The organism is Delftia sp. PE138 (assembly GCF_018320755.1).
GTDB classification, from domain to species: domain Bacteria; phylum Pseudomonadota; class Gammaproteobacteria; order Burkholderiales; family Burkholderiaceae_C; genus Comamonas; species Comamonas tsuruhatensis.
In genome coordinates this window covers 511,995-534,678 of record NZ_JABEPN010000004.1, presented here as the reverse complement: position 1 = coordinate 534,678, position 22,684 = coordinate 511,995, and the positions used below count along the sequence as shown (strand labels likewise).

Here is a 22,684-nt window from a genome sequence, read left to right as displayed (position 1 = left end):
GTGACGCGACAGCGCAGACAGGGCAGCGACCGCCGGGCAAATGCAATGCTCCATTGCACAGGCTGCCGCCACAACATTCCATTACAAAACGCCGTGCGCCAATGCAATCCATGAGCGCACCAGCCGCCGCATCCCCGGCCGCCCAGGGTCCGCGCATCCTGGTGGTGGACGACGATCCCGACATCCGCGAGCTGCTGTGCGACTACCTGCGCGCCTCGGGCATGCGCCCGGCCGCCGTGGGTGACGGCCAGGCCATGTGGGGCTGGCTGGGCCGGCATGCGGCCGACCTCATCGTGCTGGACCTGATGCTGCCCGGCACCGACGGCCTGGCCCTGTGCCGCAGCCTGCGCGAACGCACCCACATCCCCGTGGTCATGCTCACGGCGCGCGGCGCCTTGCTGGACCGAATCCTGGGCCTGGAGATGGGGGCCGACGACTACCTGCCCAAGCCCTTCGATCCGCGCGAGCTGCTGGCGCGCATCAAGGTGGTGCTGCGCCGCGTGGCCCAGGCACCGGCGCCGGCCAGCGAGCCGGAGCATCTGCCCGTGCTGCGCTTTGCCGGCTGGACGCTGGACATGCGCGCGCGCGAGCTGCGCTCGCCCCAGGCCGTGCTGGTGCCGCTGGCCCAGTCCGACTACCGCGTGCTCTGTGCCCTGGCCAGCAACCCGCACCGCACGCTGAGCCGCGACTACCTGGCCGACCATGTGTTCGGTCGCGAGCGCCAGGCCCAGGACCGCGCCATCGACGTCTGCGTCAGCCGACTGCGCCAGCACCTGGAAGACCCCGCGCGCCAGGCCAGCCTGATCCGCACCGTGCGCAACGCCGGCTACGTGCTGACCTGCGATGTGGTGCCGCAGGCATCGTGATGGCTTGGGCACAGACCGGCGCGCTGCTGCGACGCCTGTGGCCGCAGACGCTGTCGGGGCGCATGGCCCTTATCCTGGTGGCCGGCATGCTGGCCGCCCAGGCGCTCACGGGCACCATCTGGTGGGAAAGCCGGCGCAGCCAGCTCCTGGAAGTGCCGTTGCGCCTGCTGGGCGCGCGCGCCGCTGATTCGCTGCTGCTGCTGTCCTCGCTGCCGCCCGAGGCGCGCGCCGCCGCCGTGGGCACGCTGAGCACGCAGGGCTACCAACTGGCCCTGCTGGACGGCGCCCAGGCGCGGCACCTCATGGACCGCCAGCAGACCGACGCTGCCGATGCAGCCGACGTCATGGCCGGCGAGTTGCTGGCCGATGTGCTGGCGCGGCGCGTGGGCGCTGTCGTGCCTTTTCACCTGCTGGCGCTGGAGCTGCATGGCGGCGCAGAGACCCTGCTCACTGCCCATGAGCCCGAAGCCCATGTGCGCATGCTGCTGGGCCTGGGCAACGGCCAGTGGCTGCAGGTGCAGGCGGTGGAGGGCGAGGCTGGCTACCCCGTCAGGCCCTATTGGGCGTTGGCCGACTATGTGCTGCGCATCTACCTGCTGCGCATCATCGTGGTCGTGGTGGTGGCCCTGCTGGCCGTGCGCCTGGCCATGCGCCCGCTGGCGCGCATGGCCAGCGCGGCCGACGCGCTGGGCAAGGACCTCAAAAGCCCGCCCCTGCCGCTGGACGGCCCGCGCGAGGTGCGCCAGGCGGCCCAGGCCTTCAATGCCATGCAGCAGCGCATCGCCGATGGCGTGGCCGAGCGCACGCGTTTCTTTGCAGCCGTCTCGCACGACCTGCGCACGCCCATCACGCGGCTGCGCCTGCGCTCGGAAATGCTGGAGCCCGAAGCCCTGCGCGACAAATTCCGCCGCGATCTGCAGGAGATGGAAGCCATGGTCACCGCCACGCTGGACATGCTCACCGGCGCCGACGCGCGCGGCGAGCACCAGGCGCTGGACATCAACGCCCTGGTACAGGGCGTGGCCCAGGACCTGGGCGAGGCGCATGGAGTGCACATCCCCATCACGGGCCGCGCCCTGGGCCCGCTCGATTGCTATCCCCACAGCCTGCGCCGCTGCCTGCAGAACCTGCTGGAGAACGCGCTGCGCTATGGCCGCGACGCCGAACTGCGCATCAGCGACAGCGACAGCGACGATTTGCTGCGCATCGACGTGCTGGACCGGGGGCCGGGCATTGCCCAGGAGCAACTGGCCCAGGTGCTGGAGCCGTTCTACCGCATGGAGGCCTCGCGCAACGCGGGCTCTGGCGGGTTTGGCCTGGGCCTGTCCATTGCCGATGCCGTTGCCAAGGCGCACGGCGGGCGCATTGTGCTGGCCAACCGCGAAGGAGGTGGTTTGAAAGCGGTGTTACATTTACCGCGCTCCAATGGGCGGGCGTACTGACCGACACGCAACAAACCTCTTTATGTGCTTCCTGAAACGGGCCTTTTATGGCCTTTTGCTCTTGTGCGCCTGTGCCGGCAACGGCTTTGCGACACCGCTATTCATTCAAAGCGGTACCTGGATTGTGGATTCCGAGCTCAATGGCCTGCCGGGCAGGGGCATGGCTATCGACGTGCAAAACCAGCACTTGGTCATGCAGGTCTACAACTACAACCGCGCGGGTCGGCCCACGTTCCATCTGGCTTCCGGTCCGCTCAATGGTCTGCAATTCAAGGGCCCCCTGAGCCAGTACCGGGGAGGCCGGTTCTTTGGCAGCGGTGAACGCGTAGGCTGGGAGGATGAGGTGGCCGGCGAGGTGCGTATCCGGTTCGAAAGCTCCACCTCGGGCTTTATCCAGTTTCCCGGCGAGCCGGAGGTGGCCATGTCTCGCTTTCGTTTCGACGCCGTGCCCGAGGGATTTGCTCTGAAACCGGGCTCGTTAGAGGGTTGGCTGGCCATGGAGTACGACGAACAGGGTAGCCCGTATGCCGCATGGCATTTGGAACTGAGGCAGGGCGCCGGTCCTGATAAAAAACTGTCGCTGACAGTGGCATCCGCCCCGGTGATCGAAAAATCCATGTCCACCGTCAACCCTTGTACCCTGAAGAAGGACGGCTGGATACGGTGCGATGTCATGTTCGAGCAGGGAGAGTCTTGGCAAAGGCCTGCGGTATTTGAAATCAGAAGATCCGTGAATGGACTGGAGGGTTTCATTACCCGCACTGCATTGCCAAATTTGATCAGAAAGCTGCGCGGGAATAAATATCATTTCTACGATGACGCTAATTCTGTAGACCATCGGCTGGTACATACAAAGAATCTGCATGGCAAGTACACCTATGTGCCGGAGCCCGGCACTTGGATCGTTAGCAGCGAACTCAACGGCAAGCCTGGGCGTGGAATGGCGCTGGACTGGCAAAACGGAGTAATTGTCATGCAGGTCTACAACTATGAAGAAAATGGTGACCCCAGTTTCCATCTGGGGGTTGGCAAGGTTTCCGATAATCCATCATCTGGGACCGGCACTATGGATGTCACGACTCGGCTGAAACGCTACGCCGGTGGGCGTTACTTTGGTAGTGATGGCATGAGCGGTCATGAGGACGCCGATGTGGGCGAAGTACAAATGGTCTTTCTGTCGCCTCTGAAGGGTCGGGTGAAATTTCCTGGGGAGTCTTGGAAGGATATGGAAAAATTTCAGTTTGGCTATGGAGAAAAAAATCCGCAGGCGCTTCTCGGGATATGGGCTTTGCAAAATGTGTTGGACCAAAGATGGTGGCTGGAATTGTTCAAGGTTGAAGGAAAATATGCCTTGGGTCAAAGTGTGATGTGCCATTTTGATGACCCCGATGAGAAAATTTTAGAATATCGTGGAACCGTTCGTTGTGTGACGAATTATCAAAATGAAGATTTTCAGCAAATTTTCACTTTTGATTTTTCACCCGAGTACCGGGCAGTTCCCGCATTCTCGTATCAAAGATCTTATGGAAAAACTCATTTCCCCGAGAAAGGATTTGCTGTGCAGGTTTTCGATAAAAATCGTACTCCCATAGGATTTGACAGTATTCTCCATTGAGAAAATCAGGGCATCTAAAGTCATCTGCGATGCCTGGATTTGGCGGACTTCCGGTCAACCCACCATTTGGTGGACAAAGGCACCAGCTGCCAAAATTTAATGGGCAGATTTAGGCCATAAAAGAATCATCATGAATTTTTTGAAACAGGCATTTTATGGCTTCGTACTTTTGTGCGCCTGTGCCACTAACGGCTTTGCGACCCCCATTTTCATCCAAAGCGGCACCTGGATCGTGGACTCCGAGGTCAATGGCCTGCCGGGCCGAGGCATGGCCATTGACGTGCAGAACCAGCATCTGGTCATGCAGGTCTATAACTACAACCGCGCAGGCCAGCCCACGTTCCACCTAGCCTCCGGTCCTCTCAATGGAGTGCAATTCCAGGGCCGGCTGGTTCAATATCGTGGTGGCCGCTTTTTTGGTAGCGGCGAACGCGTAGGCCGGGAGGATGAGGTGGCCGGCGAGGTGCGTATCCGGTTCGAAAGCTCCACCTCGGGCTTTATCCAGTTTCCCGGCGAGCCGGAGGTGGCCATGTCCCGCTTCCGGTTCGATGGAGTGGCCGATGGGTTTTTGCTCAAGCCAGATTTCCGCGAGAGCTGGGTGGCCATGGAGTTCGATGAGGCCGATCGACCCACATCGGCATGGCATATTGACATGTACCGCGATCCTGCGAACGGGGACGTGGAGTCTCTGCTGCTGGCGTCCTCCCCCTGGTATGAAAGCTCTCTGGCCACCTCCAATCCTTGTACCTCCATGGGCTCCGGCGGATGGGTGCGGTGCAACGTCACCTTCGAGCGCGGCGCATCCGAGCAGCAGCGCGCCGTCTTTGAAATCCGCAAGTCTGTGCACGGCCTTGAAGGTTTTGTTACACGAGCGGCCTCGCCACAGACGCGCACCAGGCTGCGTGGCAGCAAATACGCCAGCTACGACGCCGCCGCTGATGTGAGCTACAGGATGTTGCACCAAAGGTTCCAGGGAATCCGCTTTAGCGAAATGCGCGATTCCGGCATGCACTTTTATGTGCCAGAGCCTGGCACCTGGATCGTCAGCCAGGAGCTCAACGGCAAGCCTGGACGCGGAATGGCCATCGATGTCCAAAATGGCAACTTTGTCATGCAGGTCTACAACTATGAAAGCAATGGAACCCCCAGTTTTCACTTGGCTGTGGGGAAGATGACGTACGACCTCCGAATGGGTGTCGGAACCACGGCCAGTCCCGATGTCAAGGCCCGGCTCAAGCGTTATGCGGGAGGCCGCTATTTTGGGGGCCCTGCCCTGACCGGGCGGGAAGTGGCCGACGTGGGCGAGGTCCAGCTCGCCTTTCAATCCCCTTTGCGGGGCCAGATCAAGTTTCCTGGGGAAGACTGGGTGGCCATCGAGAAATTCCAGTTCGGTTATGGCGCGGCCAACCCGGAGGCGCTTTTGGGACTCTGGGCTTTCCAGGCCATGGGTGAAGGAAATCTGATGTTCGAGCTGAGTCGGGTGGAAGGGGAGTTTGCCAAAGGCGACAGCGCGAGCTGCCACTACTATCAACGTGAGCCTGGCGACTCGGAGTATCCCGGAATCGTGCGCTGCTACCTCCGGTTCCTGGGATCGCCGACCAGCCAGTTCATCTTCAACTTTGATGCATCTGTCGAGAACCGTGCCGTGCCGGCCTTTTCCACCTACCAATCCATGGGGTTCACCTACTATCCCCACAAGGGATTTGCGGTCCAGGTGCGGGACAAAAATGGCACGCCCATAGGATTCGATCGCGTTCGCCATTGAAGGGCGCCCGGGCTGCTGCACCCACCTGGCAATTGCGCTGCGCAAGCAAGTGCATCTATCGCTGGGCGACCTCATGAGGCAGTTCCTGGAGATCGCCCCCAAGCTCAGCCGCAGCGCTCTGCATCGATGCCTGCAGTGGCATGGAATCAGCCGACAGCCGGCAATGCCGATGCTACGAAGGCGCGGAAAGTTCGAAGAAACGACGTTGGGCTCCGCGCATATCGATAGTGCAGGAATGAAGATCTCCAGCGGCAACTGGATCGCCACTGCCAGGCGGCCATCATCGCTGCGCGCGGTGCCATCGCGTTCGCCTGTGGTGCGGATCTTGCCGGGGTAGTGTGCTTGTTAGCCATGAGGACATGGAGATTCCTTGGATCGTGGGTGGAAAGCTAGAGGCTGGTGCGATTGTGGCGACGGCATGCCGGGCCATCGCGGCCTTGCGTGCGGTTTTGTATGGTCTCGGCCGGTATACACCTGCGATACAAATGCCCTGCCGGGCAAGGTGTGCCAGCTATTGCGCGGCGAAGCTTTGCTGGCATTCCCCGCAGATCAGGCTCAGCCCCGGCTTGCCCCAGACATTGACAGGCGCCGCGCAACCGCCGCACCGGTACTTGACGCGCAGGGACTTGTTGACGGGCTGCACGGTGGTCTCGCCGGTGGTGGAGCCCGGCACAGCCACCGAGGTGCCCACGGGCCGCACGGCTTCGGCCAGGGCGGGCACGGATGACATGGGCGGCTGGGTGCCCTGCATGCCCTGGAGCTGCGTGGCCATGCTCCACTGGCCCGTGACCACATGCTCGATGGCCGGGAAGCGGTCGTACCAGCTCAGCTGGAAGCGCGTGGTCAGCAAGGCATCGCAGGCCGCCAGGAAGGGGCCGCCCGCCATGGCGTAGTCGGCCATCATGTCGCCCGTGCGCCGCCCGCCGGGCCGGCCCGTGGAAGAGGGCATGAGGCCCAGCGATTCCAGCTTGTCCGCCCATTCCTCGTTGTGGTAACGCGCACGGCCCGGCTTGCCGAAGTGGTGCTGCCACAGGTGCGTCATCTCATGCACCAGGGTCTGCAGCGTCTCGATGATGGGCACCGCCGCGAAGTAGGCGGGGTTGAGCGCAATCTCGTCGGTGGTGCTGCCGTCCAGCGAGGCAAAGCGCGCGGCAGAGAAATAACCGCAGGTGCGTTTCTCGCGCTGCAGCGTGATCAGGCAATGGGGCAGGGCATCGTCAAAAAGGCGCTGGTTGAAGTGCTCGTAGGCCTGCTGCAGTTCGGAATAGGTTTCGCGCGTGGGTGCGGAGCGGACGGGGGCGGCGGGCATTAATGGATTGTGCAATACAACCGTGTGAACATTGCCCCAAATCGACGTGGCAAGACCGGTATCGAAATTCAGAGCTGTCTGATTGAAAATAGCTATAAAGAATCAATAATTCATTTCCATGAAATTTATTGATCGACAGGGTGCCAGTTGCCATATACCGGGACTGCTGTACGACGGAGTACTTTCCGCTGAGGACTGGCAGTCTGCGCTGGACGCCATGCGGCAGGCGCTGGGCGCGTCCGTTTTCCATTTCTTCACGCTGGGCAGCACTGGTGGCGGGGTGGTCGAGAGCGTGCACAACCACGACCTGGCGGGCATCGATGCCGATAAATTGCGTGAATACGAAACCCACTACGTTGGCGAGGACCTGCGCATGTCCGTCGTGGCGAGCCTGCCCCAGGGCCAGTTCATGCTCGACCATGAGCACTTCAGCGCATGGGAGATGTCGCGCAATGCGGTCTACGTCGATGTGCTGGCGCCCCACGGACTTCGCAACACGCTGGGTGTCAAGGTGCGCGACGAGGGGGGGACGCAGGACTTCCTGGGTTTCATGCGTCCTACGGATCGTGGAATCTATGGCGTACAGGAGCGGGTCTTCATGCAGCAGTGGATGCCCGATCTGGCGCGTGCCGCCCGCCTGCGCATGCACATGGGCGGACTGGCGCGGCAGGCGGCTTTGGGATTCACAGCCCTGGACAACTTGCCGCAAGGCATTGCACTTGTGGATTCAAATTGCCGCATCCACTACTGCAACCCCTCGGCCGACTGCCTGCTGGCAGCTTTTTGCGAAGCCTTGTCTGTGCGCCACGGCCTGCTGCGCTGCGTTGACGGGCAGGCCCAGGCGCAACTGCTACATCTTGTGGCCCAGGCTTGCGGCCATCATGCACAGGGCCTGGCCGGGGCGCTGTGCCTGACGGCAGGCTCTGCGTTGCGGTTGATGGTGACGGTCCTGCCGCTCAAGCCCAGCCATGCCGCTGCGTTCCGCCAGCGGCCCATGGCTTTGCTGGTAATGGCGGATGCCGGTACGCCATTTTCTGGCCCGAGTCCCGGACTCGTGCAGGAAGCGCTGGGTTTGTCGCCCTCGGAAGCGCGTCTGGCGGTGCTGCTTGCCACGGGCAGGACCGTCAAGGACTACGCCCGGATAGAGGGGTGCAGCTGGCATACGGCGCGCACCCACATGAAGAACCTGATGCGCAAGACAGGTTGCCACCGGCAGGTGGAATTGGTGGGGCTGCTGCAATCCCTGCAGCCGAGGTGAGTCCGTGCAACAACGCATCGATGCCATCGCCGGTCAGCTGTATGAGGGGGTGCTCGCTCCCCAGGCCTGGAGCGAGGCGCTCGCGGGAATGTGCGCGCAATTGCAGGCGGGCGTCTTTCACTATTTCACGCTGAATGCTGGCGAGGCAGCCGTTCCGCAAAGCGCAAGCAATCTGGAAAGCTTCGGTCTGCATCACGGCTTGATGCAGGAGTACGAGACACACCACGCGCACAACGACCTGCGGATGGCAACCGTGCAGCGGCTGCCCGTGGCCCAGGTCATGCTGGACCATGAGCACATCAGTGCCAGGCAGGCGTCACAGAACAGCGTCTATACGGATTGGCTGGTTCCGCTGGGACTGCGGCATACCGCCGCTGCCACCGTTCGCGTGGAAGGCAATGCGCGTGATTTCATCAGTTTCATGCGCCCCAGGGATGCCGGCGTCTATGGTGCACAGGACAAGGCATTCCTAGAGCATTTGATGCCGCACATCGAGCGGGCCGGCCGCTTGCGCGCGCGCATGGGCCAGCTATGCGGCCAGGCAGCATGGGGACTCGCGGCACTGGATGCGCTGGCGCAGGCACTGCTCGTCGTGGATGCTCGGTGCCGGCTGCAGCATTCCAATCCGGCGGCAGAGCGCCTGGTCGCAACATTCGGCACGTTGCAATGTGTGCACGGCGGGCTGCGATGCACATCGGGCGAGGCGCATGCACGCTTGCAGAGCTTGGTCTCCGCCGCTTGCGCCAATCCCGCAAAGGCGGCTGCCTTGGTGCTCCAAGGCAGCCGGCCCAGCCAGTCCCTGCTCAGGCTGACTGCGTTGCCTCTGGCGGCCAACCATGCGTTTGCCGCGCCGTGGCAACAGCCCCTGGCCCTGATCTTTCTGACGTTGCCCGGCTCCATGGTTTTGCAGAATCAAGGCCTGGTGGGCGAGATGCTGGGCCTGTCACCCAGCGAGACCCGCCTTCTGTTGCTTCTGGCAGGCGGAAAGACCGTGAAGGACTATGCCTTGATGGAAGGATGCAGTTGGCATACGGCGCGCACCCACATGAAGAACCTGATGCGCAAGACGGGCTGCCATCGGCAGGTGGAATTGGTGCAACTGCTGCAGGGGTGGGGAATGGTGTGAACAGTCCCTGCCCATCGCGCAGCGCCTTGCGGGCTGGGCGATGGATTGGGCGCTGGTCACGCAGCCCTTGCTTCAGGGGGTGTATTGCAGGTTGTAGTACATCTCCCTGCCGTTGCGGTCAGCGTAGACGAGGAGGAACTCGGCATAGTTCGTGGCCGATGCACCGTCCGGCTTGCCTCCAAAAGGTATGGTGGCCGAGGTGGCTCCTTTGGGAACAGGCACGGTCAGGTTGGGCGTGCGTACCGTGGGCAGGCCGGAGGCAGACCCCGCCGCAGCGCCCTGCCGATAGGAACTGAGTACTGAAAGTGCCATGGGCATGCTGCCCGCTGGCGGTTGCGCAGCCGACCAGACAACCTGCGCGCTGCCGCCGCCGGCCTTGAAGCCGGCCACGATCTCGCCCTCTGAGGGCGAGATGGTGTTGAACTGGGGATAGGCATTGACAGGTATCTGCGCAAACGCATAAGACCCGCTCTTCAGCGTGACCTGATAGGTGGCGATGGGTGTTTTGCCTTGCTGTCCGTTGACGGCTTTCCAGCCATCGTCGGCATGGATATCGAAGCGCACCTCGGTTCCCGCTGCCAGGCCCAGCGCTGCGAAACGGTTGTCACCGTCTGCCATGGCGGCAGCATCGAACCCGCTGCGCACGGTGGAGCCCCACGAGTCGTTGGCCACACCCAGTTGCGCGTTGGTGCAATCTGCCGTGCCGGCGTTGGCCACGTCGTTGCTGGCGTTCGATCGACACTGCCGGAAGTTGTTGGTGTCCGCATAGCTGGCGTTGCCCCGCACGCCTTGCATTTCGGGTGCATCGCGCATGATGCGTGGCGACAGCAGCTTGAGCGAGTTGCGCGCACCGCCTGCCTGCGCCGACGGCCAACTGACAATGGCGTAAGTTGCCAGCCGAGCAGGATCGGAAATGCCAAACTGCACCTCGCGCCGCAAGTGGAACGGACTGGCGGACGGTTCGCCGTCGGACAGCTGGCGTACCACATTGGCGCGGTTGCGCGACACCAGTCCCACGCTTACCACGCGCTGATTGCCCAGGCTGCGCATCTCGGCTGCATTGCGGGGAGTGGCGCAGGTGCCGCTGCTGCTTCCTGCGATCAGCGTTTCTCGCTGGTCCCTTGTGCTGGTCCCGTCCGTGAATTTTTCGTCGTAGCTGATATCCACCTCATGCCGTGCGGATCCGTCGGCATTGGTGGCTTTGCGCTCTGCCAGGATTTGCAGATTTTCGAAGCTCCGACCAATCTGGTAGGCATTGGAGGTCTGGACCTGGGTCTGGTTTTCGTCCCAATTGGTGATCAGGCGCTCCTTGCTGCTGCCGTTGCCCAGGTAGCAGTCGTCGAGGTGCGCAAAGCGCTCGGCGCCTTTGGCGGGCAACTGGGTGGCGGTCAGAGCCTGTCTGGCATCCATGTACTTCTGCACCAACTCCTGGGTCGTTTGTGTTGGTGGTGCAACCGGTGGCGTCACTTCGTTGTCTCCGCCACCGCCACTGCCACCTCCGCAAGCCGTAAGCGCGAGCACGGCACCGGCGATGAGGGTGGGGCGCAATTTGGGGGTCTGCTTGGTCATTGGGTATCTGCCTTTCAAACGATTGGGAATGGGCGGCGCAAGGATTCGATGGTTTCCCTCATCCGCCTAGACAGCAGTCTTCCCAGCCATGGTGCGCAAGGCCATACCGCATTTGCGGGATGGCTTCGGCACTGGCTCTGGGATGAAATATTTTTTGAGCGGAGTTTTCAGGAGCTGCAGGCACTATTCGCTTTATTTTGCGATTGGCCCTTTGTAAACATCAAAGCCCGCAGGACTGTTGCAGCACCCAGGAGTTCATCGAACGAATTTTCTATTGAGCTGGTCAATATGCGGTCATATCCTCTTCCAGGATGCGAAAACTAATTGACGATGGTGAGTGATCCATAGGAGCCCTGGCCGCCACGCACGCTATAGAGCTGCGTGCGTCCCGCGCCTGTGGCCCCGCTTACCGTCACTTCCCCTGTATTTCGATCCGCATAGGAGCACGCTCCCTTGTTGCCGCTGCCATTGATGGCCCGTATGCCAAGATAGCTGACTCCTGAGCTGACGGGCACCTCAAAACAACTTGGCTGGTTGAAAAGTTCGGAACGAGCAACTTCCCTTTCATTCAATGTGATGGCTAGAATGTCTCCATCCTCGCATTCATTGTCTTTCATGCAGACATCGATATATTTTTGGCCTGCCATATTTGTATTTGCGCTGAAATTCCCCCAATCTGCCAATTGCTGATTGATGGCGTCAGAAACGAACTGGTCCCAGGAAATGGTTTCGTAAGGTGATATCCGATAGCTGCATGACCGGTTGTCCTCGATTTCCTTGTTGACAGTCGTTTTCTTGTCGGGTGTGCCACTATCCCAACGGATGGACTTGAACAGGTATTTGTCAATTTCTCTTTGCAATTCGGCCGGTGCCACGCGTGGTGGACTATCAATGCAGATCATGCGCTGATCGCCCATGACAGGACCGGTGAGCTTGACACGCTTGCCACCATCTCCTGTGGCGACTGCGATGGCATCCAAGACTTCCTCTGCACCACTGCACCCTGTCATCAAGACCGCGATGGGACACGCGATCAAGGAAAAGACAAGCTGACGCGTCCACTGGTTTCTTGTTGAGTTCCATTCCATTTTGATTCCCTTCAGTTGATGTGAAAAATAACAACCACGGGAAGGAATAATGAATTGTTTGTCCCAGTGAAAATATACCGCAGATGCGGTATTGATCTTCAGGACGCAGCAAGCATTGCAGTAGAAGTACTGCCAGATTTCTGAAATGGAAAAAGAAACTATTCCTTGCTTTCCTGCACCCTCAACGCCTGCCCAATCGCATAGAACTGCCCACCCGCCACGTAGTGCAGGCTGCGCAGCGCGGGGTCGGCGCTCTCGAAGTGCCAGTGGCCGTTGCGGAATACGCGGGTGTCGGACCACGCGCCCACGATCTCGCCGATGAACAGGTCGTAGGCCTGCTGGTTGTGGGGTTCCGGGATCAGCCTGCAGGCCAGCCAGCCGGCGCAGCCGTCCACGAAGGGCAGGTCGAACCCGTCCATGCCGAACAACTGAACGCCGCTGGTGGCGAGCTTGCCGGCATCGGTGGACAGGCTGAGCGTGCCGACCTGGTGCGTGAGCTGCAACTGGGCGGCCGTGGGCACCTGGATCACGAACATGCCGCTGTGCTCGACCAAGGCGCGCGTGGCCGTGGCCTTGTCCAGCACCACGGTGAGCTTCGGGGGCGCAAAGTCCAGCGCGCAGCACCAGGCTGCGGCCATGACGTTGTCCACGCCGCCGTGGCGTGCCGAGACCAGGACGGTGGGGCCGTGGTTGATCAGTCGGTAGGACTTGGCGAGATCGACCGGGGCAATATGCGGGTTCATGCAGGGGTTCCTGAATGGTTCTGTTTTTGCGCGTGCGGGCGCCGGGTTCATTCGGCCAGTGCCTCGGAGCCCACGATATGGACGCCGGGTCTGGCGTTGACAGCAGCCTCTATCAAAGCCTGGGCAATGCGGTGCGCGGGGTTGAGCCGCCAGCGCCGGGGCAGCAGCGGGCCCAGGGCGCCAAGAAGGCTGACCATGAAGCGCTCGCCCGCCCGGTGCTCGGTGCGCGGGCCGCTGATCAGGCCGGGGCGCACGAAGGTGAGGGAGGCAAAGCCTTGCGCCTGCAGGTCGCGCTCGAGCTCACCCTTGACGCGGTTGTAGAAGATGCGCGAGCCGGCGTCGGCGCCCATGGCCGAGTTCAGCACATAGGTGGGCGTGCCGTGCCGATGGGCCAGGCGGGCGGCCAGCAGCGGGTAGTCATGGTCCACGCGCCGAAAAGCCGGCTGGCTGCCGGCTGTCTTGATGGTGGTGCCCAGAGTGCAGACCAGGGCATCGGCGCTCCACCAGTTGGCATCTTCGGACAGGTGCTCGAAATCGACGATGGGGGCGAGCAGCCTGGGATGCGCCGGCAGCGCCCGGCGTACCGGGGCCACGACGCGGGTGATGCGGCTGTCGGCCAGGGCCTGTTGCAGCACCTGGCTGCCCACCAGCCCCGTGGCGCCTACGATCAGCAGTTGCATGGCTTGGTCTTTCGCTTGGTCATTCGATGAGGACGCAGATCAGCCAGTGTGCCGCAGATCGTGGGGCGGATGGCCGGCTCAGGCGGCCACTGGCCAGTCCGTGTAGCCCTGGGCGCCGCCGCCGTAGTAGGCCTCGTGCGGGGCCACGGCCAGCTCCTTGCCGTGGCGCAGGCGGGCCACCAGATCGGGGTTGGCGATGAAGGGGCGGCCGATGGCCACGGTATCGACCAAGCCCTTGGCGCGGCGATCCATGGCCAGTTCCAGGTCATAGCCGTTGTTGCCCATGTAGGCGCCGTCAAAGAGCTTGCGCAGCGCGTCCAGGTCCACGCCGGGCGGCAGTTCGCGCGAGCCGCCGGTGGCGCCTTCCACGACGTGCAGGTAGGCCAGGCCGAAGCGGTTGAGCTGGGGGATGAGGTAGCTGTAGAGGGCCATCACGTCGCTGTCCAGCGGCGTGTTGCCGGCGTTGGGCGTGACGGGCGACAGGCGGATGCCCACGCGGTCGGCGCCCCAGACCTTGGCCACGGTGTCGGTGACTTCCAGCGTCAGGCGGGCGCGGTTTTCGATGCTGCCGCCATAGGCGTCGCTGCGGTGGTTGGTGGAGTCGCGCAGGAACTGGTCGAGCAGGTAGCCGTTGGCCGAGTGCACTTCCACGCCGTCAAAGCCTGCACGCTTGGCGCATTCGGCCGCATGGCGGTATTGCTCGACGATGCCGGGGATTTCGCTGGTTTCCAGGGCGCGGGGCATGGACACCTCGGCTACGCCGTTGGGCGTGAAGGTGACGCCTTCGGCCTTGATGGCAGAGGGGGCGACAGGGGCCACGCCACCGGGCTGCAGGTCTACGTGCGAGTAGCGGCCCACGTGCCACAGCTGGGCCACGATCTTGCCGCCGGCCGCATGTACGGCGTCGGTGACCTTCTTCCAGCCGGCGACCTGTTCCTCGGTCCAGATGCCGGGGGTCAGGTTGTAGCCGCGGCCCTGGGCCGAGATGTTGACGGCTTCGCTGATCAGAAGGCCTGCGCTGGCACGCTGGGCGTAGTAGGTGGCGTGCAGTTCGGTGGGCACGCCGTCGTCACCGGCGCGGCTGCGGGTCAGCGGGGCCATGACGAAGCGGTTGGCGAGCGACAGGCCGCCCAGTTGGGTGGGGGAGAACAGATCAGTGTGAAGGCTGTGGTCGGTCATGGTGTGCAGTAGTGGTGGTTGAACAAAAAGGAGGAGGGATGGGCGAAGGGGGAAAGGTTTGAAGTTGACCAGTCGTCTACAAACAAGGCAAATAAAAAGCAGCGGCCAGGCCTGCTCAGCCCAGCAGCCGCTTCGTGGAAACAAGGGCTGCGGCAAAGGGCTCCTCATGCCGGCCCAGCTTGGACAGCAGGGAGGCACCCAGCCACAGCTGGTACAGCGATTCGGCCAGCGTGGGGGCATCCATGGTGGAGGTGATGGAGCCGTCGGCCTGGCCTGCGCGCACGCAGTCGGTCAGGCGGGTGATGATGGCGTCGGTGCCGGTGCGCAGCACCGAGCGCATGTCGTCGGACAGGTCGCAGACCTCGGGACCCAGCTTGACCACCAGGCACTGGCCTCCTGCATGGGCCGAGCATTGTTTCTGTGTCCAATGGCGGAAGTAGGTCATCAGCCGGGAGATGGCCGGATCGGGCGTCTCCATGAGCGCATCGATCTTGGCCAGGTACTCGTCGAAGTACTCCTGCAGCAGGGCCTGGCCGAACTCTTCCTTGGACTTGAAGTAGTAGTAGAAGGAGCCCTTGGGCACGCCCGCGGCCGCGACGACCTCGGCCAGGCCGACGGCCGTGTAGCCTTTCTGGGTCATCAACGCCTTGGCCACATCAAGGATGTGCTGGCGTGTTTCCTGTGCGGGTTTCTTCATGGGATCGAAGTCTAACGCAAAAACCGACCAGTCGTCTACAAACTTTGTTCCAGCGTCATTCCGGCGGTCGCAACGCCTGTGCCGTCGGCCAAGTCACCCGGCCGGATGATGCGCGCAAGGCCCATCCTGTCGCTCAGAAAGTCGATCAAGGCCCGGGCGGCGCCGGACTGGAAGCGGTTGGGCATGTACAGCATGAACATGCGGCCCTGGTTGATGCTGAATTCGTAGTCCTGCATGGCCAGCACGACGCGGCCATCTTCCACCTGGCGGCGCACCATGTAGTCGGGCACCAGCCCCACGCCCAGGCCGCCGGTGATGCAGTCGCACAGGAAAGGGTAGCTGCGCGACATCAGCGTGGGCGTGATGTCCAGCTCCTCCAGCGGCTGGCCGTTCCGCGCAATCTGCAGGCGCACCTTGCCGCTTTCGCCGCCCGATGTGATGAGCGGCGTGCGCGACAGCTCGGACGGGGTCTCCGGCAGGCGGTGGCTGCGCAGCCAGTCGCTGGAGGCGCACAGGCTGTAGCGCACCGGCCCCATGTCGCGCGCCACCAGCATGGGTGGCGGGTCGGACATGACGCGGATCGCGATGTCCACGCTGTCCTTGAGCAGGTTGTCGATGAAGTTCTCCAGGCGGATGTCCAGCACCACCTGCGGATGGGCGCGCTTAAACTCGATCAGCCACGGCGCCATGACCAGGTGGCCGTAGCCGGTGGGCACGCTCAGCCCGATCTTTCCCGAGATGTCGTCCGTGCTGCTTTGGGCCAGCTCGCGCACCAGCTCGGTCTCGTTGAGGATATTGCGTGCATGGCGGTAGATGCGCTGGCCGACCTCGGTGGCCTCCACGCCCTGGGGCGTTCTGCGCAGCAGCGATGCGCCAAGGGACTTCTCCAGCCGGGCCAGGTGGTAGCTCACATTGGCCCGCGACATGTTCAAGAACTTTGCCGCCTGGCTCAGGTTTCCGTGTTCGATGATCTGGACAAGGATGTTGAATGCCAGGAGATCCATGCGCTGCAGTCCAAGGGAGTGTCAATATTGTTTGACATGATGTCAACCGCCGCCGCCATTGTCAAAGAGGGTGCGCTGGGCAGAATGGGCCAGCCAGAACACATAAGCATTCAAGGAGACAAGATGGCAGGCATCACAAAAAGACAGGCGCTGGCCAAGGGCATGGCGCTGGGCGCCATCGGCGTGGCTGCGTTCGCATCGCTGTGCGGCGCGGCGCAGGCCAATACCGATACCGGCGCCTGGCCCGACAGGCCGATTCGCCTGGTCGTTCCCTTCCCGCCGGGCGGACCCACCGATGGCGCGGCGCGCGTCTACGCCGAGGCGCTGGCGCGCCAGCTGGGCCAGCCCGTGGTGATAGAGAACAAGCCCGGCGCATCGGGCGCGGTGGCGGCAGGCCAGTTCCGCACGGCGGCGCCTGACGGCTATACGCTGATGATGATGGTCACCCCCACCATCATGGCGCCGCATTTCTTCAAGAACGTCAAGTTCCACCCGGCCACGGATTTCGCCCCGGTCACCAAGATCTATGACTTGCCCAATGTGATTGCGGTCAATGCGCAGTCCTTGCCCAAGGTGACGGACCTCAAATCGCTGTTCCAGTACGCCAAGGCGCAGCCCGCCACGCTGGACTACACCAGCTCCGGGGCGGGCAGCTCGGGCCACCTGAGCATGGAGCTGATGAAATCCGCCAGGCTGCACACCATGCAGCACGTGGCCTACAAGGGCAGCGCGCCCGCCATGAACGACACGCTGGGCGGCGTGGTGCCGGTGATCTATGCGGACATGGTGTCTGCGCTGCCCCATATCCGCAGCGGTCGGCTGAGGGCCCTGGCGGTGGGCACGCCGCAGCGCGTGAAGGCGCTGGACGGCGTGCAGACCATGGCCGAGCAGGGCTTTGGCGGCTATGAGGCATCGTCCTGGGGCGGCCTGGTGGCACCCAGGGACACACCGCGCGCCATCATCGACAAACTCAGCGCCACCTCGCGCCAGCTGCTGGCCACCGACGAGGTGCGCGACCGTTTCGAGAAGATCGGCGTGACGGCCGCCTACCTCAACCCCCAGGACACCGAGGCCCTGATCCGCAGCGACTACACGCGCTGGGGCGAGGTGGTGCGTACCAACGGCCTGGGCGCGGAGTGAGCCCATGGCCATGAGTCCTATTCCTGCGCAATCCATGTTCCGGCCCCTGCGGGCCGTGCGTTCCCTGGCCGATGTGGAGGCCATCGAAAGCCAACCCATGGCCGGGCTGATCACGGCGCAAACGGTCTACGACCTCTTTTGCAACTCCGCGCGTGAGCACGGCCAGGGCAGGGCGCTGAGCTTTCTGCCCCAGGCCGGCAGCGTGGATGGCGCCCGGCACCTGAGCTATGCCGAACTGCTGGGCAAGATCCACCAGACGGCCAACGCCCTGCATGCGCTGGGCATGGGCGCCAGCGACACGGTGGCCATCCTGCTGCCAGGCTGCATGGAGTACCACTTTGCGCTGTGGGGCGGCGAGGCGGCGGGCATCGTGCAGCCCATCAATCCGCTGCTGAGTGCCGAGAAGATCTCTGCCCTGATGCGGACCACGGGCGCGCGCTTTCTGATCGCCTGGGCGGACGAGGACGATGCCGGCATCCGCGAGAAAGTCACGGCGCTGGATGCGGATCTGGCGCATGTGCTCTGGGTCTCGCATGAAGGCCGGGTTCCCCAGGGGGATGGACAGCGCTGGCCCGCCAGCGATCTGAACGCCGCCCTGGCCGCCCAGCCCTCCGACCGGTTGGTGAGCGGGCGCCAGCCCCAGGCCGGCGACGTGGCGGCCTACTTTCATACCGGGGGCACCACGGGTGCGCCCAAGATCGCCGTGCAAACGCATGGCGCCCAGGTCTACACCGCCTGGGCCAGCGTGCAGATGCAGGGCCTGAACACGGCCGACCGCACCATCAACGGCTACCCGCTGTTCCATGTGGCGGGCGTGCTGCCGGGCTCGCTGGCCTGCTTCTCGGCCGGGGCCCACGTCATCATTCCGACCACGGGGCTGTTTCGCAACAAGGCCGTGATTGCCGGCTTCTGGCGCATGGCGGCACAGTGGAAGCCCACGCTGATGTCGGCCGTGCCCACGGTGCTGGCCGCGCTGGTGGAGGTGCCGCTGCAGGGGGCCGATGTGTCCTCCATCCGCTACTTCCGCACGGGCGCCGCGCCGCTGTCGCCCGAGGTGGCGGCGCGCTTCAAGGCGCACAGCGGCTTCCATGTGCACGAGAGCCTGGGCATGACCGAGATGACGGGCATCTCCACCATCACGCCGCCTGGCCTGCACGCGGCAGCGGGCCATGTGGGCCTGCGCCTGCCGTTTGCGCGCCTGGCCGTGCGCCGCATGGGGCCGGACGGCAGGCCATCGGACCAGGAAGCCGCGCCTGGCGAAACCGGCATGGTGGTGTTCCAGTCGCCCAACCTGTTTTCCGGATACCTGGGCGGCATTGAGCCGTCCAGCTACCTCACCGACGACGGCTGGCTGATCACGGGCGACCTGGGCTCGGTCGGCGACGATGGCCTGCTGCGGCTGCGCGGGCGTTCCAAGGACGTCATCATCCGCAGCGGCCACAACATCGATCCGCAGGTGATAGAGCAGGCGCTGGAGCGCCATCCCGCCGTCAAGGCCTGCGCCGCCGTGGGCGCACCCGATGCCTATGCGGGCGAGGTGCCTGTGGCCTTTGTCGCGCTCCACCCCGGCGCCCAGGCCGATGAGACCGAACTGCTGGCCTTTGCCGCAGCCGGCGTGGACGAAGCGCCTGCGCGCCCGCGCTATGTGCGCATCATCGATGCGCTCCCCACCACCAACGTGGGCAAGGTCTACAAGCCGCGCCTGCGCAGCATGGCTGCGGAAATCTACGCCCGCACCCTGGTGGCCCAGGCGCATGAGCGCATGGGCCTGCCGCTGCCGCCCGCGGCCAGCACCACGCATGCGGAAGGCGAGGGCTTTGTGCTGCGCCCGGCCCGGGCGGCTGACCGGAGCCCTTGGGAGCAGGCCGCCGAGGCGCTGGCCTTCACGGGCGAGCCGGTGCGCATCGAGGATGCCGCCTGAGCGCTGGGCCGAACCCCATTGCAGCCACCTGGTGAACTGCGCCGGGGCGGTGTGCAATGCACATAGAATGCAAACCATTCGCATTCAATAACCAATGCGGCGCCATGCGGCCGCACCCCACTGCCCAAGCACGTTCATGCCGTCGGCCCGTTGTGGCGCCGATGGCTGTTTTTTTGTCCTTTGAGGAAGCTGCAATGAAGAAACACTGGATTCTTGTCTCCGCACTCCTGGCCGCCAGCGGCGCCAGCCAGGCCCACCAGATCTGGCTGGAACAGCCGGCCGGCGAAACCGCCGTGATCCGCTTTGGCGAATTCGGCGACAACCTGCGCGAGACATCGCCGGGCCTGCTCGACAAGTTCGGCAAGCCCGTGGCCACCCTGGTGTCTGCCCAGGGCGAGAAGGCGGCCGATGGCCGAAAGACCGGCACCGGCTTTGCGCTGCCCTTCAAGGCCGGCCAGGGCGACAGCATCGTGGCCGAGGATGCCGGCTACCCGCTGTACACCAGCAAGAAGGGCGAGCAGGAACTGCGCAACTGGTACCACCCGGCCGCGCGCCTGATCACCGGCTTTGCCGCCCAGGCCCCGCGCCTGACGCTGGATGTGGTGCCCTCGGGCAAGGCCGGCGAATTCAAGGTTATCTACAAGGGCCAGCCCCTGCCCAAGGCCAAGGTGGTGCTGACCGTGCAATCGGGCTGGAGCAAGGAAGCCCATGCCGACGAGCAGGGCCTGGTGCAGTTCGACATGCCCTGGAAGGGCACCTACGTGGCCGAAGCCACGCACGACGAGCGCAGCGGCGGCGAGCGCACCGGCCCGAACGGTGCAGAAAAATACGACGGCGTGCACTATGTGACCTCGGTCACCTACGTCAAGCCTGATGGCGTCGCCGCCATCCCGGCCGGCCCTGCAGCCAAGCCCAACAAATAGGCACTGCGGCAGGCACTGCGGTCCTGCACGGTCCGCACCGGCCGGTGCGGGGCACCGGTTTCCATGGCGTCCGGGCCTGCAGGCATACGGGCGCGACGCCAGCCACCAGGCAGTGCTCAGGGCAGGAACGGTGACGACAGCAGCCGCAAGCCGATGGAAAACCACCGCTCCTGCGTGCTGCTGCCCGCGCGGTTGCCGTAGGTGGCATCGACCTGCACATGATTGGGAACCAGCCAGTAGCGCAGGCCCATCTGGTAGAAGGGCTTGCCCTGGTTCTGGCCGAATGTCTCGGCAATCAGCCAGGTGCTCTGGCTCAATTGGGCCTCGGTGGCTAGGCCCCAGGTCATGAGGTTGCGATGCGTCTGCGCCGTGCGCAGCCAGCCCACGTTGGTGTGGAAGAACAGCCGGTCATCGCGCAGCGAGAACGTGACGGGCACATAGGCGTACAGATCCCCCCGGCCCTGGCCCTCGTCATTCGGATGCCGGGCATTGCCCACGGCCAGGCCCCAGCCCCAGCCATTGGGCTGCAGTTCCTTGAACAGGGTCTTGCCCTGGATCACCACATCCGTGGTCCGGCTGCTGCCGTCCTCTCGCGTGCGTGCCGCGCCCAGCGTCAGCTCCAGATTGCCCGTGAAATTGCAGGCCGGCTGGGCCCAGAACTCCGTGCTGTCCTTCTTGGACTTGACCCAGCTTTCCAGCTGGCAGGACTTGGCATCGACGATGCGGGCATCATCCGTGATCATGGGCCGGGCTGCATGGGCCGGGCTGGTGCCGAGACAGGCTGCCAGGCCCAGGGCTGCCGCCGTCCAAAGGGAGTGGGAATTGCGCATGGCCCGCCATCCTAAAGCCGAAAAATGACGCCACCAGAACATTGTTGTGCCAGGAGCGCCACAACAACGGCTGTGCACGGATTGGCCCATATGGCCCTGTCCATCGCCAAACTGGGTCAGGCACACATCCCCGGACGGATCGCGCTGGGGAACCACGTCCCCGCATACATACAGCCGCTCCGTGCCCGCCTTCGCAACGTACTTCCACTCATGGTCCCAAGGCAGGCGATAGCCCGTGGCAGCCAGAAAGCGCTGCGCTTCCTCTTGCTGCCATCACTTGTCATTCCGTGGGGTTTTTTGCTCATTTTTACATAACGATAAATGCATCATGCTTTTTATAAAACCGTATCGCATTTATATAGTCAACGATGGTGGGGGATTCCACTTGCTGTTCCAGATTTTCGATTATATCCTCCACATCTTCTTTTGAAAGATAGGGGGAAAATCCTGCCCTGAAAAATAATTCTCTAACTTGTAATTCATCCTGGGGACTCTGATTTAAATCCGCGCTATAGAAAAATACCTTGGCATCATCTTCTATATCGATATCAGTCTTTGCGTAGAGCCATCCTTCATTAATGGAAATTTCCTCAATGACTTTCTTGAGATTGATGAGATTTTTCATGGATGAATAATGAGTTGATTAATGAGGGGCGCTGTCATCTTGCTCATGAAAATCAAATTTCGAATAATGCGATCGCAAAAGTATGCGGCACATTTTCCTGTGTTGTACGATTGAATATCTATAATACCTTCAAGTCATAAAGCAATACAGTGGATTCACCAGTGCATGCCGATGTTTTTATTCTGAATACAACAGTTAAATCAGATGGCTCTCCATCAATCCAGAGATCAATGTCTGAAAGCTTGTCAAATGGCCCCAATCCTTCCCGTGTTTCCATTTCTGCCACACTTGATTCTGGAGGCATCGTGTACCTCTGCCTCTTGTGCTTTGGGTTGGAAATGTAGTTTTCTAAGACACGTGAAATTTCGAATGAGTTATCTTCGTCCAAAATTTGCTTGTTTTGGGTAATTTGATGATTGCAGATGATCTTCAATAGATCCATGATCTGTATTTTTGCATTTGGAATATCTTTGACCATTGACATAGATTCCGTGACAACACTTCAAATAGCAGAACGTCATTGATGTCGATAGTTATTTCGCATAGACAACAAAATCTCCACTTCTCCAGTTATTACCACCAGTCCAGGCACAGGGATGGCCTTATCGATGATATACGCTGAGCATTTTTTCAAAATAAGAATGTGAATCCTGCACTGGCAGTCTTGCTTCTGCACACAGCATAAGATCTTCATATATGGACTCGGAAAGATCCATGATTTCTTGAGGATCAAGAAGGGTGCTGATCTTGTGCTTGGAAAAATACTCAACAAGACAATCGAAGTAATTAATGTGCCGCATAGCTCAATGAGTTTGCTTCTTCTTTCGTCGAAAGGTGGTGATTCTATTCTTTCTATGGGGTGTTGGTTTCTTCAAATCCTGTGCATATTTTCAAAAGAAATTTT

20 protein-coding genes and 1 pseudogene are annotated in these 22,684 nt (G+C 62.2%); 10 read left to right on the top strand and 11 right to left on the bottom strand.

The annotated features are described in order from the left end of the window. The first annotated feature begins 101 nt into the window (after positions 1-101). From HFGMBDPB_RS17405 to HFGMBDPB_RS30070, 5 genes and pseudogenes are all read left to right on the top strand, one after another. Positions 102-866: a response regulator gene (locus tag HFGMBDPB_RS17405; protein WP_212645883.1), complete on the top strand. Its 765-nt coding sequence runs from the start codon at positions 102-104 to the stop codon at positions 864-866. After that, positions 866-2,308, top strand: coding sequence for an ATP-binding protein (locus tag HFGMBDPB_RS17400; protein ID WP_212645882.1), 1,443 nt, complete (start codon positions 866-868; stop codon positions 2,306-2,308). The genes HFGMBDPB_RS17405 and HFGMBDPB_RS17400 overlap by 1 nt, the downstream gene beginning before the upstream one ends. A 22-nt stretch (positions 2,309-2,330) precedes the next feature. Further along, positions 2,331-3,923: a hypothetical protein gene (locus HFGMBDPB_RS17395; protein ID WP_160855809.1), complete on the top strand. Its 1,593-nt coding sequence runs from the start codon at positions 2,331-2,333 to the stop codon at positions 3,921-3,923. Between the two features lie 130 nt (positions 3,924-4,053). Continuing rightward, positions 4,054-5,688, top strand: coding sequence for a hypothetical protein (locus tag HFGMBDPB_RS17390; protein ID WP_212645881.1), 1,635 nt, complete (start codon positions 4,054-4,056; stop codon positions 5,686-5,688). Between the two features lie 22 nt (positions 5,689-5,710). Continuing rightward, positions 5,711-5,941 (top strand): annotated as a pseudogene (locus tag HFGMBDPB_RS30070) (integrase core domain-containing protein); the annotation flags it as partial. A gap of 258 nt (positions 5,942-6,199) precedes the next feature. Here HFGMBDPB_RS30070 and HFGMBDPB_RS17385 read toward each other — a convergent pair. After that, positions 6,200-6,997 (bottom strand): SprT-like domain-containing protein, encoded by a 798-nt coding sequence (locus tag HFGMBDPB_RS17385; protein ID WP_212645880.1) that lies wholly within the window; start codon positions 6,995-6,997, stop codon positions 6,200-6,202. A gap of 118 nt (positions 6,998-7,115) precedes the next feature. On the opposite strand from HFGMBDPB_RS17385, the gene HFGMBDPB_RS17380 reads away from it, so the two are divergent. Together HFGMBDPB_RS17380 and HFGMBDPB_RS17375 are read left to right on the top strand one after the other, a co-directional pair. Further along, complete coding sequence (locus tag HFGMBDPB_RS17380) at positions 7,116-8,255, top strand: helix-turn-helix transcriptional regulator (protein WP_154834242.1); 1,140 nt, start codon at positions 7,116-7,118, stop codon at positions 8,253-8,255. Positions 8,256-8,259: 4 nt separating this feature from the next. Continuing rightward, entirely contained in the window at positions 8,260-9,381 is a 1,122-nt protein-coding gene (locus tag HFGMBDPB_RS17375) for a helix-turn-helix transcriptional regulator (protein WP_212645879.1), read from the top strand. Positions 9,382-9,453: 72 nt separating this feature from the next. On the opposite strand, the gene HFGMBDPB_RS17370 is transcribed toward HFGMBDPB_RS17375, so the two are convergent. The 7 genes from HFGMBDPB_RS17370 to HFGMBDPB_RS17340 form a co-directional block, all read right to left on the bottom strand. Then, on the bottom strand, positions 9,454-10,950 hold the full coding sequence (locus HFGMBDPB_RS17370) for a hypothetical protein (protein WP_212645878.1): 1,497 nt from the start codon (positions 10,948-10,950) through the stop codon (positions 9,454-9,456). Between the two features lie 320 nt (positions 10,951-11,270). Further along, the gene (locus HFGMBDPB_RS17365) at positions 11,271-12,038 is read right to left on the bottom strand and encodes a hypothetical protein (protein WP_154834245.1); all 768 of its coding nucleotides are present in this window, start codon (positions 12,036-12,038) and stop codon (positions 11,271-11,273) included. Positions 12,039-12,196: 158 nt separating this feature from the next. Further along, on the bottom strand, positions 12,197-12,781 hold the full coding sequence (locus tag HFGMBDPB_RS17360; protein ID WP_047327288.1) for a flavin reductase family protein: 585 nt from the start codon (positions 12,779-12,781) through the stop codon (positions 12,197-12,199). 47 nt (positions 12,782-12,828) lie between these two features. Beyond that, positions 12,829-13,461, bottom strand: a complete 633-nt coding sequence (locus HFGMBDPB_RS17355; RefSeq protein ID WP_154834246.1) for a Rossmann-fold NAD(P)-binding domain-containing protein — start codon at positions 13,459-13,461, stop codon at positions 12,829-12,831. Between the two features lie 78 nt (positions 13,462-13,539). Next, the gene (locus tag HFGMBDPB_RS17350; RefSeq protein WP_212645877.1) at positions 13,540-14,640 is read right to left on the bottom strand and encodes an alkene reductase; all 1,101 of its coding nucleotides are present in this window, start codon (positions 14,638-14,640) and stop codon (positions 13,540-13,542) included. 115 nt (positions 14,641-14,755) lie between these two features. Further along, positions 14,756-15,337 carry a TetR/AcrR family transcriptional regulator gene (locus HFGMBDPB_RS17345; RefSeq protein WP_016447017.1) on the bottom strand — a complete coding sequence of 194 codons (582 nt, stop codon included), beginning with the start codon at positions 15,335-15,337 and terminating at the stop codon, positions 14,756-14,758. Between the two features lie 35 nt (positions 15,338-15,372). Beyond that, complete coding sequence (locus tag HFGMBDPB_RS17340; protein WP_070080423.1) at positions 15,373-16,341, bottom strand: LysR family transcriptional regulator; 969 nt, start codon at positions 16,339-16,341, stop codon at positions 15,373-15,375. A gap of 123 nt (positions 16,342-16,464) precedes the next feature. Between HFGMBDPB_RS17340 and HFGMBDPB_RS17335 the strand changes: the two genes are divergently transcribed. From HFGMBDPB_RS17335 to HFGMBDPB_RS17325, 3 genes are all read left to right on the top strand, one after another. After that, a complete protein-coding gene (locus HFGMBDPB_RS17335) occupies positions 16,465-17,481 on the top strand; it encodes a Bug family tripartite tricarboxylate transporter substrate binding protein (RefSeq protein ID WP_212645876.1) in 1,017 nt (338 codons plus the stop codon). A gap of 4 nt (positions 17,482-17,485) precedes the next feature. Beyond that, complete coding sequence (locus HFGMBDPB_RS17330) at positions 17,486-19,402, top strand: AMP-binding protein (protein WP_212645875.1); 1,917 nt, start codon at positions 17,486-17,488, stop codon at positions 19,400-19,402. A gap of 194 nt (positions 19,403-19,596) precedes the next feature. After that, positions 19,597-20,325 carry a DUF4198 domain-containing protein gene (locus tag HFGMBDPB_RS17325; RefSeq protein WP_046239311.1) on the top strand — a complete coding sequence of 243 codons (729 nt, stop codon included), beginning with the start codon at positions 19,597-19,599 and terminating at the stop codon, positions 20,323-20,325. A 116-nt stretch (positions 20,326-20,441) separates the two neighbouring features. On the opposite strand, the gene HFGMBDPB_RS17320 is transcribed toward HFGMBDPB_RS17325, so the two are convergent. From HFGMBDPB_RS17320 to HFGMBDPB_RS17310, 3 genes are all read right to left on the bottom strand, one after another. Beyond that, complete coding sequence (locus HFGMBDPB_RS17320) at positions 20,442-21,155, bottom strand: PA4824 family protein (RefSeq protein ID WP_047327284.1); 714 nt, start codon at positions 21,153-21,155, stop codon at positions 20,442-20,444. Positions 21,156-21,462: 307 nt separating this feature from the next. Then, positions 21,463-21,780 (bottom strand): DUF7716 domain-containing protein, encoded by a 318-nt coding sequence (locus HFGMBDPB_RS17315; RefSeq protein ID WP_212645874.1) that lies wholly within the window; start codon positions 21,778-21,780, stop codon positions 21,463-21,465. Between the two features lie 118 nt (positions 21,781-21,898). Continuing rightward, complete coding sequence (locus HFGMBDPB_RS17310; RefSeq protein ID WP_212645873.1) at positions 21,899-22,258, bottom strand: hypothetical protein; 360 nt, start codon at positions 22,256-22,258, stop codon at positions 21,899-21,901. Positions 22,259-22,684 lie beyond the last annotated feature (426 nt).

What these genes read in the sequence shown, in the direction of transcription:
- HFGMBDPB_RS17315 (WP_212645874.1), bottom strand. Translation starts at nt 21,780, where the DNA reads ATGAAAAATCTCATCAATCTCAAGAAAGTCATTGAGGAAATTTCCATT.
- HFGMBDPB_RS17340 (WP_070080423.1), bottom strand. Translation starts at nt 16,341, where the DNA reads ATGGATCTCCTGGCATTCAACATCCTTGTCCAGATCATCGAACACGGA.
- HFGMBDPB_RS17350 (WP_212645877.1), bottom strand. Translation starts at nt 14,640, where the DNA reads ATGACCGACCACAGCCTTCACACTGATCTGTTCTCCCCCACCCAACTG.
- HFGMBDPB_RS17400 (WP_212645882.1), top strand. Translation starts at nt 866, where the DNA reads ATGGCTTGGGCACAGACCGGCGCGCTGCTGCGACGCCTGTGGCCGCAG.
- HFGMBDPB_RS17345 (WP_016447017.1), bottom strand. Translation starts at nt 15,337, where the DNA reads ATGAAGAAACCCGCACAGGAAACACGCCAGCACATCCTTGATGTGGCC.
- HFGMBDPB_RS17355 (WP_154834246.1), bottom strand. Translation starts at nt 13,461, where the DNA reads ATGCAACTGCTGATCGTAGGCGCCACGGGGCTGGTGGGCAGCCAGGTG.
- HFGMBDPB_RS17385 (WP_212645880.1), bottom strand. Translation starts at nt 6,997, where the DNA reads ATGCCCGCCGCCCCCGTCCGCTCCGCACCCACGCGCGAAACCTATTCC.
- HFGMBDPB_RS17330 (WP_212645875.1), top strand. Translation starts at nt 17,486, where the DNA reads ATGGCCATGAGTCCTATTCCTGCGCAATCCATGTTCCGGCCCCTGCGG.
- HFGMBDPB_RS17320 (WP_047327284.1), bottom strand. Translation starts at nt 21,155, where the DNA reads ATGCGCAATTCCCACTCCCTTTGGACGGCGGCAGCCCTGGGCCTGGCA.
- HFGMBDPB_RS17380 (WP_154834242.1), top strand. Translation starts at nt 7,116, where the DNA reads ATGAAATTTATTGATCGACAGGGTGCCAGTTGCCATATACCGGGACTG.
- HFGMBDPB_RS17325 (WP_046239311.1), top strand. Translation starts at nt 19,597, where the DNA reads ATGAAGAAACACTGGATTCTTGTCTCCGCACTCCTGGCCGCCAGCGGC.
- HFGMBDPB_RS17390 (WP_212645881.1), top strand. Translation starts at nt 4,054, where the DNA reads ATGAATTTTTTGAAACAGGCATTTTATGGCTTCGTACTTTTGTGCGCC.
- HFGMBDPB_RS17335 (WP_212645876.1), top strand. Translation starts at nt 16,465, where the DNA reads ATGGCAGGCATCACAAAAAGACAGGCGCTGGCCAAGGGCATGGCGCTG.
- HFGMBDPB_RS17405 (WP_212645883.1), top strand. Translation starts at nt 102, where the DNA reads ATGCAATCCATGAGCGCACCAGCCGCCGCATCCCCGGCCGCCCAGGGT.
- HFGMBDPB_RS17395 (WP_160855809.1), top strand. Translation starts at nt 2,331, where the DNA reads ATGTGCTTCCTGAAACGGGCCTTTTATGGCCTTTTGCTCTTGTGCGCC.
- HFGMBDPB_RS17365 (WP_154834245.1), bottom strand. Translation starts at nt 12,038, where the DNA reads ATGGAATGGAACTCAACAAGAAACCAGTGGACGCGTCAGCTTGTCTTT.
- HFGMBDPB_RS17310 (WP_212645873.1), bottom strand. Translation starts at nt 22,258, where the DNA reads ATGGTCAAAGATATTCCAAATGCAAAAATACAGATCATGGATCTATTG.
- HFGMBDPB_RS17360 (WP_047327288.1), bottom strand. Translation starts at nt 12,781, where the DNA reads ATGAACCCGCATATTGCCCCGGTCGATCTCGCCAAGTCCTACCGACTG.
- HFGMBDPB_RS17370 (WP_212645878.1), bottom strand. Translation starts at nt 10,950, where the DNA reads ATGACCAAGCAGACCCCCAAATTGCGCCCCACCCTCATCGCCGGTGCC.